The following is a 17,777-nucleotide window of genomic DNA, read 5'->3' on the forward strand; positions in this document are numbered from 1 at the left end:
GACGCCGGGTGTCGGCCGCGCCGATGGCGAACGTCACGAGTCCCAGGGCGGCGGGGGTGCCGTCAAGCCCGGCTGCCCTCGGTATCCGGTGCGGGGGAAGCGGTCAACTGCTGGTGGATTCCCCATAGGTCCAGCTGTGCCCACTGGCCGGTCACCAGCCCGTTCCCGATCTTGACGATGCGGACGGCGTCGAACGTGACCCGGCGCCCGGTCGCCGGTACCCCGAGGAACGGGCCGACGTGCGTGGCTTCGACGCGGAAGCGGACGGTGACGGAGTCCCGCCCTTCGGTGACATCCTCCTCACTCATCCGCAGGCCGCTCCAGGGCCGGACCATGTTCGTCACGTAGTGGGTGACGGCGACGTCGAAGTCGGTCAGCCAGCCGGTCAGACCCAGGCATTTCTCGTTCCAGTGCTCACGGTCGACGAATTTCGCCGCGCCCTGGAAGTCACCGGCCAACAAGCAGCCGTTCCACGCACGGTAGACGTCCAGGGGCATCTGCGGACGCCCGGAGTTCGCGGTGCTGTGCATATGTCCTCCTCTTTGTCCTCTTTGCATGTGTCTTGCTCAGCCGGCTGTCTGCCGCCAGATCCGGCCGTCCCGGATCACCAGCGTCCCCGTCGCCTCTCTCCGCTGCCCGCCCACGCTCATGATGGCCCGGTAGAAGACCGTGTCGTCGTGTTCCGCGTAGTCCAGCAGACGGACGAGCCCGGGCCGGAGCGCGAGGTAGGCGGTGAGGGCGCCGCGGATGCGCTCGGTTCCGGCGAAGACCCCGTCGAATCTGACGAGCACCGCGTCCGTGGCGTAGTTGCCGACGAGTGCCTCGATGTCGCCGGCGGACAGGGCCGCCAACTGCTGTCCGAGTACAGGGTGCACGTCACTCTCCTCTGCGGACCGGTATGCGGACGGTCATCCAGGTGCTCCCGGGCGCCGAGCGCGCCGTGATCGAGCCGCCGTGCCGCTGCGTGACGATCTGGTGGGACAGATGCAGTCCCAGGCCGGTGCCTTTGCCCACGTCCTTCGTCGTGTAGAAGGGTTCGAAGATCCTGGGCAGTACCCCGGCCGGGATGCCGTGACCGGTGTCGCCGATGTCGACGGTCAGGCAGGTGCCCTGCAAGCAGGTGCGCAGGGTAAGGGTGCCCTGGCGGTCCATGGCGTCCACCGCGTTGTCGATGAGATTGGTCCACACCTGGTTGAGTTCGGTCGGATATCCGGTCACGGCGGGCAGATCCGGGGCGTAATCGCGGACGACGCGCACACGCGTGAGCTTGGGCCGCAGCATGGTCAGTGTGGCTTCGAGCCCGTCGGTCAGGGAGAACTGCTGCCGGGGCGCCCGGTCGAGGTTGGCGTAGTCCCGCGTGGCGGTCACCAGGGCCGAGATGCGCGGGGCGGCCGACTCCAGCTGCGCGGTGAGCGTCTGGGCCTCGAGGACGGCGGACAGCTGGTCGAGGGCCGCGGGAAGGAGGCCCGGGTCCACGTCCGCCAGGCGGCCGGCCAGCCAGTGGGTGTGGAGGCCGCGCTCCGCGAGGGCGGAGGCGAGCGGGGCGGGCCGTACGGCGCCCTGCTCCGCAGCCCATTCCTCCAGCAGGTCCTCCGCATCGGCGACCGCAACGGGGTCGGGGTCGGGAGGCGGAAGGATGCGGGCGATTTCACGGACCGCCTCCGCGAGGATCTGCCGTTCCCGGGGCCCGGCCGCGCCGCCCCATGTCTGGGCGGTCCCGGCGAGCCGGTCCACCGCGGGACCGAGGTCGTGTGCGGAACGTGCCACGGCGGCCGCCGGGTTGTTGAGCTCGTGTGCCAGGCCGGCCGCCAGGGTTCCCAGGCCGGCGACGGTCGCCCGGTTCCTCGCCTGGAGTTCCGAGGCCGTGATCCGCCAGGCGAGGACGGGCAGCAGGACGCGCGCCACGCTCGGGCAGCGCATCAGCATCCGGAAGAACGCCTCCTTGGGACAGGCCAGGACGACCGTCCGGCCGGCCGCTACGGCGGTGGCCACGTAGCGCCCCTCGGTGAGCAGAGCCAGTTCCCCGGTGAACCGGTGGGCCGCCGGCGGTTTGCCGTCGTGCCCGTCGGCAGGGCCCGGGCAGGTGGTGTGCCGGGTCAGGAGCTCCTCCCGGCCGTCCACGACCTTGGTGACCACGAGCTCTCCGTCGAGCAGTACGTAGAAGTGGCCCGCGGGGTCGCCGTCGCGGAACAGCACTTCTCCGTCCCGCAGCGTCCGTTCCCCGGTGACCGAGCGGAGCCACTCCAGCTGGCCGGGGGGCAGGTCGGCGAACAGCTCGACGCCCTCGAGCCGCAGGCGTCCGCGAGCGGTCATGCCCGGATCCGCGTCCGCCGCCCGGCCCGTCACCGCGACCCCACGAGCGGCCGGGTGACGGGAGACGGTACGCACGGGCGGTCATCCGCCCGGGACAGCACGGAGATGGCGTGGGCGACCGAGACGAGGGTGGTGTGATGGTGCCAGCCCCGGAAGGAGCGCCCGGCGAAGTCCCGCACTCCCACGTGGTCGCAGACATCGCGCAGGTCGCGGGAGACCCGCCGCCTGAGCTTGGCGATCCGGAAGACGGCGGAGGGCGGCAGGTGGCCGATGTTGGACAGCCAGAAGTCCGTGGGAAGAGTGCCCGCCGCATCATCCCAGGCACCGACCAGCAGAAGCGGGGATGTTCCCGGCTCGTACCCGGCGACACGGCCCGGGAGGGACAGCCCGACACGGGCACCCACCACCCGGGTGGCCCGCTGCCGCGAGCAGGCGAAGTCCCTCCATTCCACGACAGTTGTCCGGTCCCTGAGCGCACCGGCCAAGCGGCACGCGGTCAGTGCGCTTCCATCGGCGACCGCTTCCCGCGCACCGCCCGCCACCACCGGCAGCGTTCCCTCGACGCGGAGCACGAAAGGGATGCGGTGCCCGAGAAGGGCGGTCGCGACCCTGCGGAAGTCCGCCCCGATCGCCGTCATCACCACCGGGCGCGGAGTGAGTCTCCACTCCCTCGCCATCTCGACGACCGAGTCGACGGCGCACTGCGCCGGTGTCCCGGCCTTGACGTGGTCCGGTATGGCGGCCCGCCGGCGCTGCTCGGCGCAGGCGATCCAGCTGGACGGGAGCGCCAGTTGCCAGTCCACCGGGCAGCTGATCCCCTCGGAGGCGAGCCAGACGCCCGCGCTCCGCTGACAGTTCTCCACCCGGCCCAGGTCCGTCGCGAATTGCCGTTCCACTCCGACGGAATGCCTCCCGATTTTCGGGACCGTCATGGGTTCCACGACCCATGCGAGCGGCCGGATTTTGCGGTCCAGGTAGCGGGCGAGCGCCTGCCGTACCGGTTTCCAGTCCCATGGGGAGGTGCTGATGAACTGTTGCAGGCCCTGCATGGCTCCGCTGCCGAAGGAAGCGGACATCCCTTTCATGGTCTTGCGTCCCTCTGTCGCCAGAAGGCCACGAACGTACATTTCCCCCCAGCGCCGCTGATCGCTTCGGGGAACGGAGGCGAGCAGCAGCCCGCACAACCCGTCCACTTGCTCCCTGCGAAGCCACTGGCCGCCGAGTTCCTGAGGCCGGGCGTCCACACGAATCCCCCCTCGAAGTGCAACCGCGACACCATGCCCGGCGTACTGACGAGCCACAACACCGAGCGCGGGAACGTCTTTTCGAAATCCGTGCATCCGACGGAGCACGGATGGTTTTGCGCCAACCATTAAACATGCGCGAACAACTTCGGCCACATGGCCGGTCTTTGCCTTAACGGATCTCATATACCTGGCCCAACAGCCGCGGACAGCAAATCGAATTGACATGGATCAAGGCAACAGGGGTGAATTCAAAGGCCTTCTGGAAGGCCGGAAAAGACGCGGCCGCCCGCAAATCGGTCAGTCCCGGCAGAGCATCGCTTCCTCGAGATCGAGACGGTGTACGACGCGGCGCAGCACCTCGTCGTCGATCCGACCCTCCCCGCGTAACCACAGGAACACCGCGCGCTCGGTGGCGGTCGTCTCCCGCACCGCCCTCGCTCCGGGCGCGGCAAGTCGTTCCCATGCGCTGTGGAGCCGGTGCCCGGCCGCCGCGCGAAGCCTCTCCCCCACATGCACGGGCGTGTCCGGGCCTTCGTCCACCGGCCGACGGCGCAGCAGACCCGCCAGGAACGCCGGCAGGAGGCCGACGGAGAGCAGAGCGATGGGACGCGCGTCGGCCCGCAGGTTCGGACAGGAGCTCTCCGGCGAGTCGGCATGGACCAGCGGCGGCACGAAGAGGAACAGCGCCAAGCGCGCGTCGGGCCGGTAGTCGGGCACCCCGGGTACGTACGAGGCCGCCGGCCCCGCGACGGCCGGGACGATCGGTGCCGGGGCGCTCGCCCGCCGGGCGGCGGCGGACACCAGGACCGCCCCGAGGACGAGCAGCTGGACCGCGGTCATGGCTCGTCCCCGTGCCGTATCGCCCCCGTGCCGTGCGCGTACGCCGCACCGCCGCGCGGGCGGGTGCCCAACAGGGACGGGACCAGCGCCGCGAGCCGGGCCGTCAGCGGATGGCCGGGGTGGACGTCCGCGAACAGCCGGTCGCCCGCGGTGCAGGCGAGTTCGGGCACGTAGGGCAGGACGGTGCTCGCGGGCATGCCGTACGCGGCCTCGGCGCGTCGGCGGGCCGTTCCCGGTTCCACGCCGGGCGGAACCATATTGACCACCAGGACGCGCTCCGGGCAGTTCGGCCGCAGGGCGAATCCGACCGCCTCGCCCACTCCGCTCAGGTCGAACGGGCACGGCCTCGTGACCGTGAGCAGCGTGTCGGCGCTGGCCACGGCCACCGCCGTCTCGTTGCTGGTGCCGGCGTGGGTGTCGAGGAGGAGGGCATCGAGCCGCAGTAGGTCGGCGAGCCGGTCGAAGCCCTCGCGCAGCAGCCCCACGTCGTACCCCTGGGCGATGATCTCGTGGATCCCCGCGGTCTCCGCCCGGGCCGGTACGAGGAAGAGCCCGCCGTCCCCGTGACCCACCGCCAGTGGGACCGCGGTTTCCTCGATCTCGCAGCGGCCGGTCAGATAGCCCGCGAGCGTGCGCTCCGGAGCGAACGGAGCGGTGCCGAGGAGCACATGGGCCGCCGGCGCCTGGAGGGCGGTGTCCACGAGCGCCACCCGGCGCCCGTCGGCGGCCGCTAGACGGGCCAGGTTGGCGGCGACGGTGGACCTTCCCGTGCCGCCGCGGTGCGCGTGCAGTGCGATGATCCGTGCCATACGGCTCGTCCCCCGTTCCGGGCGCTCCCGGTCTGCCGTCGGTCTGTGTGCCGTTCCGGTCAGCCCACGGTGGCCGTCCGGTGGACGGCCATCATGGTGATGTCGTCGTGCTGTTCGGCGTCCCCGCTGTGCTCCCGTAGCGCCGATTCCACGCGTTCGAGCAGCGCCCGGCCCGACGGCACGGGTTCGCGCAGCAGCCGCACGACGCGGTCGTCGCCGAAGAACGCGCCCTGGGCGTCGCGGGCCTCGGACACGCCGTCGGTGAAGACGAAGAGGGTGTCGCCGGGCCGGATGCGCGCGTGGCCCAGGGCGAAGGCGCAGTCGGGGATCACCCCGACGGCGGGCCCGGTGGGCTCCAGGGCACTGGGGTCACCGCCTTCCCCCGGAACGAGCAAGGGCGGGTTGTGTCCGCCGTTGATGTAGACGAGGTTGCCCGTGGCCGGGTCGAGGACAGCGAAGAACAGGGTCGCGAAGTAGCCCTGCCCGCCGTGGTTGCGGGTCAGATAGCCATTGGTGCCGGACACCGCGTTCATCAGGGGGGTGGCACCGACGACGGGGACGCCGCCGTGGCGCCCGGATCCGGTCGCGTCCGACGCCGGGGCGGTCACCAGGCTCTGCAGTCCGCTGTGTTCGGCGGTGTGCCGCAGCAGGCTGCGGATGAGCGCCATGAAGAGCGCGGCGCCCACGCCCTTGTCGCACACGTCCGCCACGACCAGTGCGAGCCGTCGCCGGTTGGCCAGTTCGAAGACGTCGTAGAAGTCGCCCGCCACATTGCGGGCCGGACGGAAGCGGACGTCGAGGTCCCAGCCGTCGGGCGCGGGCAGGCTCTCCGGCAGGAAGCCCTGCTGGATCTCCCGGCCGATCCTCAGTTCCCGTTCGTATCCGAGGAGTTCGGCCCGGGCCTCCATCTCCTCGATCGCCCGGCTCATCCTGGTGCGCTCGGAGCAGTTGCGCAGGCGCATGCGCACCAGCGACGGCAGGAAGGGCGGTACGAGGTAGTCGTGTCCGACGCGGACGTGCGGTTCGACGGCGGCGAAGTCGCGCTCGGCGTAGACGACCACGATGGGGGTGCGACCGCTCCGCCCCATCCGCCGGCTCACCGCCCGGACGGTGTGCGGGGGCAGGGCGGCGGGCGCCATGAGGACCTCGGCGTCCGGGGCACACCGCTCCTTTCCGCCGGAGTCCCCGAGGACTTCGGCGGGTGTCCGCAGCTCGACGGCCACGCCCTCGTGGCCGAGGGCGGACAGGAGGTCGTGCGGCGGGTTCCTCTCCTCGCACAGCAGGAGAGCGGTGACGTCGGGCATGCGGCCTCACTTCAGGCTGGGGCGGTGGCCGGGGCCATCGCGCCGGATCACCAGCGTGCTGCTGTTGCGGCCGTCGGCGTAGCCGTGGCTGAAGTCGTCCAGGGCGGTCAGGGCGAGGTGGACGCCCAACCCCCCGATGGGGCGCTGTTCGAGCGGCAGGTCGGTCTGCGGGGGCCGGTGGCCGTCACGCGGGTCGAAGCGGGGTGCGTCGTCCTCCAGCCGGAGCCAGACGGTGTCCGGGTCAACGCCTCCTTCCAACCGCAGCTCGCCCTCCCTCCCCCGGTAGCCGTGCACGACCACGTTGGTGGCCAGTTCGTCGGCGGCCAGCCGCAGCCGGTAGGCGGCCTCGTCCGGGAGCCCGGCGAGCGCGGCGAGGTCGAGCGCGAAGCGGGCGACGGCCTGCAGCGAGGTCAGCGTGCCGGGCAGGCGGAGGACCCCGAGGCGCGCGTCGCGGTCGGTCTTCATGCGTCGACGAGGGTGACGCTGCGGTCGAAACCGGCCTGGCGGATGGTCCGGGCCACGGTCGGGCTCGCGCCGGCCACGGTGATCCGGACGTGGTCGCCCATCTTCTGCCGGGCGAAGACGAGCGAGCGCAGTCCCGCGCTGGCCATGTAGGTCAGGTCGTGCGCGCGGAGGGCGAGGTGGGTGACGCCCGAGGCGGCCGCCTTCTCCACGGCGTCGTGGAACAAGGGGGCGCCGGCGGCGTCGAGTTCGCCGATGAGGCTGACGGTCGCGGTGACGTCCTGGGTGCTGACCGAGATGGAGAAGGGCACGGCGGTCTCCTTGCTGTGGGTCGGGGGGTGTTCAGTTCCGGGCGATCAGGATCACCGTCGAGCGTGGTGCGATGCGGTACCGGCCCGGAACGGTCAGGGGCTGTTCGTCACCCGGTACGCGGATGTCGTCGGGGTGCTCGGCCGCGGTGTCGGCGACCAGGTGCCAGACGCCACCCTCCCGCGGCGACGGCAGTTCGAGGTCGTGGAACTCCCAGTGCGTGTTCATCGCCACGTAGATCTGCTCGTCGTCCGACGAGCGCGTCACCGCCAGCAATCGGCCGCTCTCGGACCAGTCGGGTTCCCCGGCCCGCACTCCGTGCCAGGTGACCTCGGCGCCGGGATGGCAGGGGCGGCGCAGCACGGGGTGGGCCCGGCGGAAGGCGATCAACCGGCGGACGAAGCGGTGCAGTTCGGCATGGGTCCCGCGCAGCGTCCAGTCGGTCCAGGACAGTTCGTTGTCCTGGCAGTAGGTGTTGTTGTTGCCGTGCTGGGTGCGCGCCAGTTCGTCGCCCGCGAGCAGCATCGGCACGCCCTGGCTCGTGAGCAGGATCGCCATGGCGTTCTTCATCTGCCGCATGCGCAGCCGCAGGATGTCGGGATCTTCAGTGGGGCCCTCGACGCCGCAGTTCCAGCTGTGGTTGTCGTTCGCCCCGTCGGCGTTGCCCTCCCCGTTGGCCTCGTTGTGCTTGTCGTTGTAGGAGACGAGGTCGTGGAGGGTGAAACCGTCGTGCGCGGTGACGAAGTTGACGGAGGCGGTGGTGCCGCGCCCGGTGTAGAGGTCGGGTGAGCCCACGACGCGGGTGGCGAGCTCGCCGACGGTTCCGGCGTCCCCCTTGAGGAACCGCCGTACGGTGTCGCGGTACTTGCCGTTCCACTCGGCCCACCGCCCGTAGGAGGGAAAAGTCCCCACCTCGTACAGGCCCGCCGCGTCCCAGGCCTCGGCGATGAGTTTGCAGTGGCCCAGCACTGGGTCGTGGGCGAGCTGTTCCAGCAGGGGCGGATTGGCCAGCGGTGTGCCGTCGGGGGCCCGGTCGAGGATGGCCGCCAGGTCGAAGCGGAAGCCGTCGATGTGGTACTCGGCGACCCAGTGGCGCAGGCAGTCGAGGATGAAGCCGCGGACCACGGGGTGGTTGCAGTTGACGGTGTTGCCGGTGCCACTGAAGTTGTAGTACTCGCCGGCCGGCGTCAGCATGTAGTACGTGGCGTTGTCCAGCCCCCGGAAGGAGATGACCGGGCCGTTCTCGTTGCCCTCGGCCGTGTGGTTGAAGACGACGTCGAGGACGATCTCGATGCCCGCCGCGTGCAGCTCCTTCACGAGCGTCTTGAACTCGTCGGCCTGCATGCCCAGGTGCCCGGTAGCCGCGTAACCGGCCTTCGGGGCGAAGAACCCGACGGTGCTGTAACCCCAGTAGTCGCACAGGGGCCTGCCGGTGGCGGGGTCGCTGCGGGGGTTGGCGTGCTCGTCGAACTCGAACACGGGCATGAGTTCCACGCAGTTGACGCCCAGTTCCTTCAAGTAGGGGATTTTCTCCCGCAGTCCGGCGTACGTGCCCGGGGCCGACACCCCGGCGGAGGGGTGGCGCGTGAAGCCGCGGACGTGCAGCTCGTAGACGATGAGGTCCTCGTCGGGGATGCGCGGGGGCGCGTCGTCCTCCCAGTCGAAGTCGTCGCGGACGAGCCGGGATCGGTGGGGGCAGGGGCGGTCGCGGTCCGGCGGGGCGCCCCACACGTCACGGCCGGAGATCAGCCGGGCGTACGGGTCGGTGAGGACAGCCGTGGCATCGAACCGGTCCCCGCGAGCGGGGTCGAAGGGCCCGTCCACACGGAACCCGTACTCCAGGTTCTCCTCGTCGAGGCCGAACACGGTCATGGCGAAGACGCCGCCGACGCGGAAGACCTGGGGGAACTCCAGCTCCGCCAGGGGCTCACGGCCGCCGGGAGCGAAGAGGACCAGCCAGGCCCGCGTGGCGGGCCCGGAGTGGACCGAGAAGTTGATGCCTCCGGGTACCGGTGTGGCGCCGAAGGGCAGCGGGCGGCCGGGCCGGACTCCGTAGCCGGCGATGCGGCGGGTGGGATAGGCGTCGATGCGCGCGGGGAGACCGGCGGTGGTCATCGTTCCTCCCTCCAGGGGCCGGGGGACGGCGAACAGCCCCGGACGTCGAAGAGCTTGAGGAATCCGGTCGAGGCCATGACGAACCTGACCTCCTCCGAGAGTCCCGTCAGGATGACGCCGCACCCTTTCCGCAAGGACTGCCGGTGCACCAGGAGCAGTGTCCGCAGCCCCGCACTGGAGATGTAGGGGACGCGGCTGAGGTCGATGATGGTGGTGCGGCCGTGGCCGACCAGGGGAAGGATCCGCTGCTGCAGTGCTGCCGACGTGGCGCTGGTGATCTCGCCCTCCAGCTCCACGAGCGTCACACCGTCCCGGTCGATGGACCGGACCGCCACCGTCATGACCGCTCCCCCGCGGGTGGCGCCAGTTCGAGGCGCACCCTGACCTTGACCGGCCCGGTGCCGGCCGGCGCGAGACGTACGGTGAGGCCTTCGGCGTCGAAGTCGCCGTAGGGGGCCCCGTCGACATCCGCCTCGGTGATGCGCACCGCGCCGGGCGGAAGCAGGTCGGGCGAGACGCGCAGCAGTCCGTCCGGCAGGCCGGCCGGGTCGGGCCGGAACCACAGGTCGAGGGGACGGCCGTTGATGAGGAGGTTGTTGTAGACGGCGGCGAGGTAGCACAGCTCGGCGGAGTGGTACATGCTCATCGAGTGGCTGCCCTTGAGCCGTTCGGTGCCCAGGAGATAGGGCGTGCCGTCGGCGAGGACGTTGAAGTAGACGGCGCCCTCGTCGTGGTCGAGGAAGAAGGCGTTGTAGAAGGCCTCCGCCCGGCGCGCTTCGCACAGGAAGGCGTCACGGCCGGTGGTGCCGTACAGGATGAGGTAGGCGAGGATGGCCTGTTCCTGCTGCCACCATGCCTTGCGGTCGTGCCAGGCGAAGCGGTGCCACTGCTCGCCCTTGCGCAGCACCCGTTCGACCACGTCGTACCAGCCGCCGCGTTGCCGGTCGCTGCCGGCCGCGGGCATCGTCTCCGCGATGCCGATGGCGGTGTCGAGGTACTCCGGCTTGGGCCGCAGCGACCGCATCCGGGCCAGGTTCCAGGCGATCTTGAGGTTGTGGCCGACGACGGCGCGGTCCTGCTGCCAGCCGTGGCCGGTGTCGTGTGACCAGTCGCGGTGGAAGCGTTCCTGGACGAAGGGGCCGGCCTTGGGGTCCGGAAAGCGTTCCACGATGGTGTCGAAGGTGTACTCCAGCATCCGGGCGTAACGCTGGTCGCCGGTGGCCAGGTAGAGGTTGATGAGGTACGCCGGGGCGTGGTCGCCGACCGAATTCCAGTTCTTGCGTGACGTGTTGGGCCCGAGGGAATCGTGGTCGGCGCGCAGGAGGATCGGGTCGATGTGCGAGAAGTAGCCGCCGTGCTCGCGGTCAAGAAAGAACCTGTCGAACAGCCGCAGGGTGGCGTCGGCGTCGCTCCTGATCCTCGGGTCCGCGGTGACCCGGTAGGTCTGGACGGGGCCGGCGAGCGCGTAGATCTGCTCGTACATCGGGATGGCGTCGTAGTCGTCGGCGAACTCCGAGGTGAACAGCTTCTTCTCGGTGTCCCCGTCGATGCTCAGGCCGTGGTACCAGTAGACGACGTCCTCCTCGGGGTCGACCACGCGCATGTGCTCCCGGAGGTATTCGGTGCCCCGCTCCGCCACTTCCAGGTAGGCGTCCTCACCGGTGAGCATGAAGGCGGTCGCCATGCCGTAGACGAGCCGGGAGATGGTGTCGGTCTCCTGGACGTGGCTCGCGGTCTTGTCCCCGCCCAGCCTGAGCCGGGTGCGGTACTTGGTGAAGTCCACGGGTCCGTCGCCGAACTGGGCGCGACGGTAGAAGCCTGCGATGCTCTCCAGCTGCCGGATCCACCAGTCGGGCTCCTCGAACCGGTAGGTGCCGGTACGGCGGCCGGGGAGGAGGATCCGCTTGGCCTCGGCCGTGGTGCGGTCCGGCCCGGGGTAGAAGACGACGTGCGCGAAGAGGAAGCGGCCGGGTTCGAGCATCGCCTCGAGACGGGTGCCCGCGTCGGCGTAGGGCTCTTCCAGGTTGCGCAGGAGTTCGGCGGCGGGTGCGCCGGCGAGGGACACCTCGAAGGGCCGGCCGTCCGCGGTCGTCAGGCTCAGGAGGCGGGTTTCCGGGTCGTAGGCCGTGACGCTGCCCGCGACGGTGTCGGAGAACGTGAAGCGGACGGCGTTGGGCTCGATGGGGTCGGTCACTGTGTACGCGTCCTTTCCCTGGGGGACGAGGCCCCCGGCGTGACCCTGGTCCTGGTAGCCCTCGTTGACCTCGACGACGGTCCCGTCCGGGTCGCGCAGCCAGACGGCGCGCCAGCCGGGGTGGACGGCACCGAAGTCGAGGGGGCCGAGGGAGATGTCGGCGGCCTCTCCCATGGCGGCGAGGAGCCCGTCGAGGTCGCCGGTCGCGAAGGCGAGGTGGCGCACCGCGCCGGGGGCCGCCGGGCCGTCCCCGGTCGTGTGCGGGGCGGTTTTCCCGGGGTGGGCGGGGAACAGTTCGAGCAGGGCGTCGCCATTGCGGAGGAAGACGATCCGTCCCTCCTCCGTCGGCGTCACACGGACCCGGCGGAATCCGAACCAGTGGGTGTAGAACTCCTCCGTCCGTTGCTGGTCCCGGCAGTTGAGGCCGACGTGCGACCAGCGCATCAGCGGTTCCTCCGCCCGACGAGCAGGTCGACGAGCGCCCGCGCGAAGAGATGGTGGTGTTCCCCGGTGCGCGCGGTGAGCAGGTCCCCGTCGAGGACGACGTCCTGGTCCACGTACTCGGCGCCCATGTTGCGCACGTCGCCCACCAGGTTGTTGTGACAGACGACCTTGCGGCCGCGGACCACCTCGGGGACGGCGGAGGCGAGCCACAGTCCGTGGCAGACGATCCCCTTGACCGTGCCCGGCTCGGCGAAGGCCCGGCGCAGCAGGTCGGTGGCGGGCGCGGGGCGGGTGACGTCCTCGCTGTAGCGCAGCCGGTCGGCCACCATGCCGGAGGGCACGACGAGGGCGGCGTACTCGCGCAGTGCCGCGTCGGTGAGGTGTTCCAGACTGCGGCGCACCGTGAAGGGAGCCCGGTACTCGTGCCCGGTGAAGGTCAGTTCGCCCTGGCCCCACAGCCGCGTCAGGAAGTCGGTACGGGCTCCCTCCTCGGCGAAGCGGTGGCCGTAGTAGAAGATCTCGGGCTCGTAGAAGTCGCTTTCCATCAGGACCGCGATCCGTGTGCCGCTGAGCGGGCCCTCCCTGACGACTGCGTCAGACACGGGCGTCTCCTTTGACGAGGTCCGCCGCCCGCTCGGCGATCATGAGCACGGCGCTGTGGCAGTTGCCCGAGGGCAGGGTGGGCATCACGCTCGCGTCGGCGACCCGCAGGCCCTTGATGCCGTGGACACGCAGCGCGGGGTCCACGACCGACGTGCCGTCCGTGCCCATCCGGCAGGAGCCGGCGTGGTGGTGGTAGCTGTCGGCGGTGCGCCGGACGAAGGCGCGCAGGGCGGCGTCGGAGGTGACCGCCGGTCCCGGCCGGAGCTCCTGCTTGTTCCAGGGGGAGAAGGCCGAGGTCGCGATGATCTCCTTGGCCAGGCGGACACCCTGCACCAGGCGTTCCAGGTCGCCGCGGTCCCCGAGGTAGTTGGGGTGGATCAGGGGCCTGGCCAGCGGGTCGGCGTGCGCGAGCCTGATGCGGCCGCGCGAGGCGGGGCTTATCACGCCGGGCAGGATGCTGACGGTGTCGGGGTGCCCGTCGGCGACTGCGGGGTCGAACGGCAGGTGGACGAAGGCGAGTTGAAGGTCGGGGGCGGACAGTCCGGGGGCGGAGGCGGTGAACAGGACGCTCTCGGAGCCGTTCTGCCGGGGTTCCCGCACGGAGGTGCGGGACTCGGTCATGACACCGGTGAGCACGTGGTTGTGGAAGTTCTCGCCGACACCGGGCAGTTCGGCGACGACCGGTACGCCGACCCGGCGCAGGTGGCCGGGGTCCCCGATGCCGGAGAGCATCAGCAGTTTCGGGGATTCGACGGCACCCCCGGCCAGGATCACCTCGCGCGACGCGCAGGCCTGCCGCAGTCCCGGCCGCCGCGGTTCGCGGCGGCTGTCGTGCACGGCCCGCCCGGTGACCCCGTTCGGCTGCGGCCGCTGGAGGTACTCCACGCCCGCGCAGGTTCCTTCGAGGACGACGAGGGAGGTGACCTGGGCGTCGCAGCGCAGGGTGAGGTTGGGACGGTGCAGGGCGGGCTCCAGGTAGGCCGCGAGGGCTCCCCGGCGGCGGCCGTCCGCGATGTCCAGCCGGTGCCATCCCGCCCCGGACGCCGTACCCGCGCCGAAGTCCCCGGCCCGGGCGAAGCCCAGCTCGGCACATGCCTCCAGGAACGCCTCGGATGCGGGGTGCGGGTCGTGCGTCCCGGCGTCGGCCCCGGGCCGGGTCGCCAGCCGGTCGAAGTACGGGGCGACGTCCCGGTACGACCAGCCGGAAGCGCCCTGGCGGGCCCATCCGTCGTAGTCCGAGGGGTGACCGCGGACGTTCATCATCAGGTGGAGGTTGCTGCTCCCGCCGGGCCCGCGCCCCCTCGGCTCCCGGGTCACCCTGCCGCCCAGTCCCGGCTGAGGAATGCTGCGGTACTTCCAGTCGGCCCGGCTGCCGAGCAGCGACCGCCAGGCGGTGGGGTCGTCGACGGACGGCGGGACGCACCCGCTGCCGGCCTCCAGGACCAGAACGCTCACGCCGGGATCCTCGGTGAGCCGGTTGGCCAGCACGCAGCCCGCCGTGCCGCCGCCGACGACGATGTAGTCGAACTCCTCCCTCATGGCGTCCTCACCGGCGCCGGGAGTCGCCCCGGAAAGGGGCTGTGTCGTGGAAGTTGGCCAGGTAGGCGATGCGCCCGCCCTCGATGCGGAAGTAGTTCGCCACGTCCGCCTCGACCAGGTCGCCGAGGGCGCCGCGGGCGGTGACGCGGGAGACGACCGCCGCCTGTCCGCCGTCCACCAGGACGTGCCGGGGGACGTTCGCGAAGGAGGTGTAGGCACGCCCCAGGTCCGCCGTGAGCGCGCGCAGACCGTCGCGCCCCTCGATGCGGCCCGCCAGTTGCTCGTCGACCACCGCGCCGGGGGCGAAGAGGCCGCACCAGCGGTCCCAGTCGCCCTGGTTGGCGTAGCGGTAGTAGTCGGTGAGCAGGTCGCGCACGATCATGCCGTTCTCCTTTCGCCGGGGACGGCCGGTTCAGAGCACGGCCGAGCCCGGCATCGGCTCCAGCGCCTCGCAGACATAGGTCCTGATCACCGGTGCCGGATCCCGCGCACCCTGCTCGACGACCCAGGTCTGGGCGGCGTCGAAGCCCAGCCACTCGCTGCGGGCGGCCGGCGGGGTCCACGTCCTGGCCTGCCAGTTGACCCGGACGCGGACCCGCGCCACGGTGCCGTTCACCTCGGCCCGCAGGTCGGTGAGCGTGTGCTCCTCGTCGAAGAACCGGTGGCAGACCGTCCGGTACCACTCGGTGAATCCGGGACGTCCCCGGAAGGTGCCCTGGGGGAAGCTCATCTCGAAGCCCTCGGCAGCCACGAACCGCATCATCTCCTCCAGGGCAACGTGCCGGTCCAGCGCGGCGTACCACTGTCCGGCGAAGTCGCGGACGGCCGTCTCGGAGAGGGGCATGGGGGCTTCCGGCATGGCGGGCTCCTCGGGTGGATCGAGCCGGGGCGGTGCTCAGACCTGTACGTCGACCAGGAAGGGACCCTCGGCGGCGAGCATGCGCTCGACGGCGCCGGCGGCCTGTTCGGGTTTCTCCACCCGGACGCCGTCGGCGCCCAGGGCGCGGGCGAGGTCGGCGAAGCGGATGTCGGGCCGGGAGAGGTCGAAGGAGGACGGGAAGGCGTGCGGGGGGATGTCCCGCTCCTTCCAGTACTGGGCGATGTTGTCGTCGAGCAGCCGGTACCTGCGGTTGTTGCAGATGACGAACTTCGCGGCGACGGAATGCCGGGCGGCCGTCCACAGCGCCTGGAAGGTGTACATCGCGCCGCCGTCGCCGGTGAAGCCGACGACGGTCCGGTCGGGACAGGCCAGTTTCGCTCCCACCGCGCCGGGGATGCCCACCCCGAGGGAGCCGCCACGGGTGAGGAAGTAGTCACCGGGCCGGTCGGGCGGGAGGTGCCGCACCACGGCGGGCGAGGCGGTGAGCGCCTCGTCGAAGACGACCATGTCGCCCCCCGTCCGGCGGGCCAGCTCCCGCAGGAGGCGGCCGAGCGCCGAATCGTCCGGTTCCGCCTCGCGGCCAGCACGCTCGCGGTCCTCGCGGGCGGCCGTCAGCCGCTCCTCGGCCTCCTTCCGCTGCCAGGCGGGAAGACGCCGTTCGAGGCGGTCCGCGAGTGCCGCGAGGGTGGGCCTCGGGTCCGCGACGATGCCGAGGTCGACGGGGAAGTTCTTGGCGATCTCGTAGGCGTCCAGGTCGATGTGGACGATCCGTGCGTCCGGCCGGTACGGGCTGGTGAGCCGCGGGAAGACCTCGGGGAACACATAGGTGCCCACGATCAGCACGGCGTCCGCCTCCGCGATCCGCGAGGCACTGTGGTCACCGAACATGTGGCCCAGCTGCCCGCGGGAGAGCGGGTGCGAGGCCGGCATGTTGACTTCGGAGGAGTCCACCGACCAGACATCCGCGCCGAGGAGTTCCGCCACCCTCGTCAGTTCCGCCTGCGCCCCGGCCAACGCGACACCGTCGCCCGCCAGGACCAGGGGCCGGCGTGCGCCCTCCAGCAGCTGCGCCGCGCGGGAGACCGTCTCGGGTGACGGCACGGACAGGGTCACCGGCACGGCGGAGGGCACCACGGGCTCGTCGTTCGGCTCGTCGAGCACGTCCATGGGCAGGGCCACGAACACCGGTCCGCGCGGTGGCGTCATGGCGATCTTCACCGCCCGGCGCACCACGCGCAGGACCGAGCGGGGATCGGTCACCCGGGTCGCGTACTTGGTCACCGGCCGCGCCATGGCGACGAGGTCGGCGGCCATCTGGCCGTCCATCGCGTCGTAACGGACCCCGGCGTCCCCGGCGACGGCGACCAGCGGAGTGTGACCGCGCTTCGACTGGTAGAGCATGCCGACCGCGTTGCCCAGGCCGACACCGGCGTGCAACTGCAGCAGCGCGGCCCTGCCCGTGGCACGGGCGTAGCCGTCGGCCATGCCCGCCGCCACCGTCTCCTGAAGCGTCAGGACGTACCGGAATCCCGGTGCCTGGTCCGCGGCGTCGAGAAAACCCTGTTCCACGGTGCCGGGATTTCCGAACATGACGTCCAGGCCGTCGGCCTTGAACTGCTCGATGAGTTTGGCGCTTCCTGTCCTGCCCGCCACTTTCTCCCCCTGTGCGAGATTCCGCGGCATTTCGTTCACCAGCCGTACCTGGTGAGCCCGTTCTCCAGCACCTCGGCCATTTTCCGGCCGGCCAGGAAGGAATCGGGCGTGGACCGCGCCGTGATGAAGGGGAAGTCGACGACCACCGAGAGCGGCTTCCCGAAATTGCCGTGGAATGCACCGTCAGGGCCCGTCGCGTCGCGCAGGATGTACTCCAGCGGGTACGGGGGCGGCCCCATCACGAAGTCGGTGCCGAGGAACCCGGTGCCGTCCTGGTAGTCGTACTCCTTGCAGTGGCCCGTGACGTGCTTGCCCCGGATGATGCTCCTGCGGTCGTCCCAGTCCCTGGCGAAGGCCAGGCACGCGACGCCGTAGCACTCGGCGCCGACCGGCTTGCCGGCCCGGACGAAGGCGAGGATCAGGTCGTGGACCCGCTCGTTGTTGGCCAGGTCGACGATGGGGCCGCTGCCGCCGACGATGAGCAGGGCGTCGTACTCCCCGATGCCGGAGTCGAGTTGCCCCAAGGCGCTGTGGTAATCCTCCAGTTCGCGCAGGTATCGGGGCGCGCTGGTGTAGGGGCGCCGCGGAATCAGGGAGGACAGGTCCAGCGGGTCGTCGAGCCGGCCGTCCTCCTCCACCGCCCGTCCGAGAACAGCCACTTCGGCGGTGGTGACCGGGCGGCCCAGCGGCGGGTCGACGTATTCCACGTCGAGGCTCGGCGGAAGGGCATGGGGCCTCTTCCCCCGGGGCGTGGCGAAGGTGACATGGTAGCCGCGTTTGTCGAACTCGCTCAGCGGGCCGACCAGTTCCTCGGCCCAGTATCCGTATTCGGACAGAACAACCAGAATGTGGGTCACTTTCCGCCTCCCTGCCGTCGGTCCATGAGAGCGACAGTGGGACAGCGGGCTGCGCGCTGTCAAAGGAGGGCGGCAGAAGTTTGTGAGGTCGGCGCGGCGGCGACAAGGCGGCATCAAGACTCCCCGGTAGCCGCCGAGACTTTGTGAGGTCACCGCATGCCGCTGCCGGGCCGCGGCTAATGTCCGGTCGCCGGATCACCCATCGAAG

18 protein-coding genes are annotated in these 17,777 nt (G+C 71.0%); all 18 read right to left on the reverse strand.

Annotation, left to right across the window (positions count from 1 at the left end):
• Nucleotides 1–62 precede the first annotated feature (62 nt).
• Nucleotides 63–530: an ester cyclase gene (locus AB8735_RS01690; RefSeq protein ID WP_372404636.1), complete on the reverse strand. Its 468-nt coding sequence runs from the start codon at nucleotides 528–530 to the stop codon at nucleotides 63–65.
• A gap of 36 nt (nucleotides 531–566) precedes the next feature.
• Nucleotides 567–875: a nuclear transport factor 2 family protein gene (locus tag AB8735_RS01695; protein ID WP_372404639.1), complete on the reverse strand. Its 309-nt coding sequence runs from the start codon at nucleotides 873–875 to the stop codon at nucleotides 567–569.
• A gap of 1 nt (nucleotide 876) precedes the next feature.
• Nucleotides 877–2,313, reverse strand: a complete 1,437-nt coding sequence (locus tag AB8735_RS01700; protein ID WP_372404642.1) for an ATP-binding protein — start codon at nucleotides 2,311–2,313, stop codon at nucleotides 877–879.
• A 29-nt stretch (nucleotides 2,314–2,342) separates the two neighbouring features.
• Nucleotides 2,343–3,785, reverse strand: coding sequence for an IS701 family transposase (locus AB8735_RS01705; protein WP_372404645.1), 1,443 nt, complete (start codon nucleotides 3,783–3,785; stop codon nucleotides 2,343–2,345).
• 72 nt (nucleotides 3,786–3,857) lie between these two features.
• A complete protein-coding gene (locus AB8735_RS01710; RefSeq protein WP_372404648.1) occupies nucleotides 3,858–4,400 on the reverse strand; it encodes a hypothetical protein in 543 nt (180 codons plus the stop codon).
• Nucleotides 4,397–5,209 (reverse strand): MinD/ParA family protein, encoded by an 813-nt coding sequence (locus tag AB8735_RS01715; RefSeq protein WP_372404650.1) that lies wholly within the window; start codon nucleotides 5,207–5,209, stop codon nucleotides 4,397–4,399. The genes AB8735_RS01710 and AB8735_RS01715 overlap by 4 nt, the downstream gene beginning before the upstream one ends.
• 59 nt (nucleotides 5,210–5,268) lie before the next feature.
• Nucleotides 5,269–6,513, reverse strand: a complete 1,245-nt coding sequence (locus AB8735_RS01720; protein WP_372404652.1) for a PP2C family protein-serine/threonine phosphatase — start codon at nucleotides 6,511–6,513, stop codon at nucleotides 5,269–5,271.
• 6 nt (nucleotides 6,514–6,519) lie between these two features.
• Nucleotides 6,520–6,978: an ATP-binding protein gene (locus tag AB8735_RS01725; protein WP_372404655.1), complete on the reverse strand. Its 459-nt coding sequence runs from the start codon at nucleotides 6,976–6,978 to the stop codon at nucleotides 6,520–6,522.
• On the reverse strand, nucleotides 6,975–7,286 hold the full coding sequence (locus AB8735_RS01730; protein WP_372404658.1) for an anti-sigma factor antagonist: 312 nt from the start codon (nucleotides 7,284–7,286) through the stop codon (nucleotides 6,975–6,977). Before AB8735_RS01730 ends, AB8735_RS01725 begins: the two co-directional genes overlap by 4 nt.
• A 31-nt stretch (nucleotides 7,287–7,317) precedes the next feature.
• Nucleotides 7,318–9,399: a glycogen debranching protein GlgX gene (glgX, locus tag AB8735_RS01735; protein ID WP_372404660.1), complete on the reverse strand. Its 2,082-nt coding sequence runs from the start codon at nucleotides 9,397–9,399 to the stop codon at nucleotides 7,318–7,320.
• Nucleotides 9,396–9,740 carry an STAS domain-containing protein gene (locus tag AB8735_RS01740; RefSeq protein ID WP_372404662.1) on the reverse strand — a complete coding sequence of 115 codons (345 nt, stop codon included), beginning with the start codon at nucleotides 9,738–9,740 and terminating at the stop codon, nucleotides 9,396–9,398. Before AB8735_RS01740 ends, glgX begins: the two co-directional genes overlap by 4 nt.
• A complete protein-coding gene (locus AB8735_RS01745) occupies nucleotides 9,737–12,037 on the reverse strand; it encodes an AGE family epimerase/isomerase (protein ID WP_372404665.1) in 2,301 nt (766 codons plus the stop codon). The genes AB8735_RS01740 and AB8735_RS01745 overlap by 4 nt, the downstream gene beginning before the upstream one ends.
• The gene (locus AB8735_RS01750) at nucleotides 12,037–12,639 is read right to left on the reverse strand and encodes a DJ-1/PfpI family protein (protein WP_372404667.1); all 603 of its coding nucleotides are present in this window, start codon (nucleotides 12,637–12,639) and stop codon (nucleotides 12,037–12,039) included. Before AB8735_RS01750 ends, AB8735_RS01745 begins: the two co-directional genes overlap by 1 nt.
• The gene (locus AB8735_RS01755) at nucleotides 12,632–14,179 is read right to left on the reverse strand and encodes a GMC family oxidoreductase (RefSeq protein ID WP_372404669.1); all 1,548 of its coding nucleotides are present in this window, start codon (nucleotides 14,177–14,179) and stop codon (nucleotides 12,632–12,634) included. The genes AB8735_RS01750 and AB8735_RS01755 overlap by 8 nt, the downstream gene beginning before the upstream one ends.
• A 7-nt stretch (nucleotides 14,180–14,186) precedes the next feature.
• Nucleotides 14,187–14,561, reverse strand: a complete 375-nt coding sequence (locus AB8735_RS01760; RefSeq protein ID WP_372404671.1) for a nuclear transport factor 2 family protein — start codon at nucleotides 14,559–14,561, stop codon at nucleotides 14,187–14,189.
• A gap of 30 nt (nucleotides 14,562–14,591) precedes the next feature.
• Nucleotides 14,592–15,038 (reverse strand): nuclear transport factor 2 family protein, encoded by a 447-nt coding sequence (locus AB8735_RS01765; RefSeq protein ID WP_372404673.1) that lies wholly within the window; start codon nucleotides 15,036–15,038, stop codon nucleotides 14,592–14,594.
• A 36-nt stretch (nucleotides 15,039–15,074) separates the two neighbouring features.
• Complete coding sequence (locus AB8735_RS01770) at nucleotides 15,075–16,712, reverse strand: thiamine pyrophosphate-binding protein (RefSeq protein WP_372404676.1); 1,638 nt, start codon at nucleotides 16,710–16,712, stop codon at nucleotides 15,075–15,077.
• 35 nt (nucleotides 16,713–16,747) lie between these two features.
• Entirely contained in the window at nucleotides 16,748–17,569 is an 822-nt protein-coding gene (locus tag AB8735_RS01775) for a type 1 glutamine amidotransferase domain-containing protein (protein WP_372404678.1), read from the reverse strand.
• Nucleotides 17,570–17,777 lie beyond the last annotated feature (208 nt).

It is taken from the genome of Streptomyces luteireticuli (assembly GCF_041519305.1).
GTDB lineage: Bacteria > Actinomycetota > Actinomycetes > Streptomycetales > Streptomycetaceae > Streptomyces > Streptomyces luteireticuli.

Excerpts from the sequence above, each read along its gene's own strand:
- glgX (WP_372404660.1), bottom strand. The coding sequence starts at position 9,399 with ATGACCACCGCCGGTCTCCCCGCGCGCATCGACGCCTATCCCACCCGC.
- AB8735_RS01740 (WP_372404662.1), bottom strand. The coding sequence starts at position 9,740 with ATGACGGTGGCGGTCCGGTCCATCGACCGGGACGGTGTGACGCTCGTG.
- AB8735_RS01690 (WP_372404636.1), bottom strand. The coding sequence starts at position 530 with ATGCACAGCACCGCGAACTCCGGGCGTCCGCAGATGCCCCTGGACGTC.
- AB8735_RS01710 (WP_372404648.1), bottom strand. The coding sequence starts at position 4,400 with ATGACCGCGGTCCAGCTGCTCGTCCTCGGGGCGGTCCTGGTGTCCGCC.
- AB8735_RS01705 (WP_372404645.1), bottom strand. The coding sequence starts at position 3,785 with ATGTCAATTCGATTTGCTGTCCGCGGCTGTTGGGCCAGGTATATGAGA.
- AB8735_RS01720 (WP_372404652.1), bottom strand. The coding sequence starts at position 6,513 with ATGCCCGACGTCACCGCTCTCCTGCTGTGCGAGGAGAGGAACCCGCCG.
- AB8735_RS01700 (WP_372404642.1), bottom strand. The coding sequence starts at position 2,313 with ATGACCGCTCGCGGACGCCTGCGGCTCGAGGGCGTCGAGCTGTTCGCC.
- AB8735_RS01715 (WP_372404650.1), bottom strand. The coding sequence starts at position 5,209 with ATGGCACGGATCATCGCACTGCACGCGCACCGCGGCGGCACGGGAAGG.
- AB8735_RS01725 (WP_372404655.1), bottom strand. The coding sequence starts at position 6,978 with ATGAAGACCGACCGCGACGCGCGCCTCGGGGTCCTCCGCCTGCCCGGC.
- AB8735_RS01765 (WP_372404673.1), bottom strand. The coding sequence starts at position 15,038 with ATGCCGGAAGCCCCCATGCCCCTCTCCGAGACGGCCGTCCGCGACTTC.
- AB8735_RS01760 (WP_372404671.1), bottom strand. The coding sequence starts at position 14,561 with ATGATCGTGCGCGACCTGCTCACCGACTACTACCGCTACGCCAACCAG.
- AB8735_RS01755 (WP_372404669.1), bottom strand. The coding sequence starts at position 14,179 with ATGAGGGAGGAGTTCGACTACATCGTCGTCGGCGGCGGCACGGCGGGC.
- AB8735_RS01745 (WP_372404665.1), bottom strand. The coding sequence starts at position 12,037 with ATGCGCTGGTCGCACGTCGGCCTCAACTGCCGGGACCAGCAACGGACG.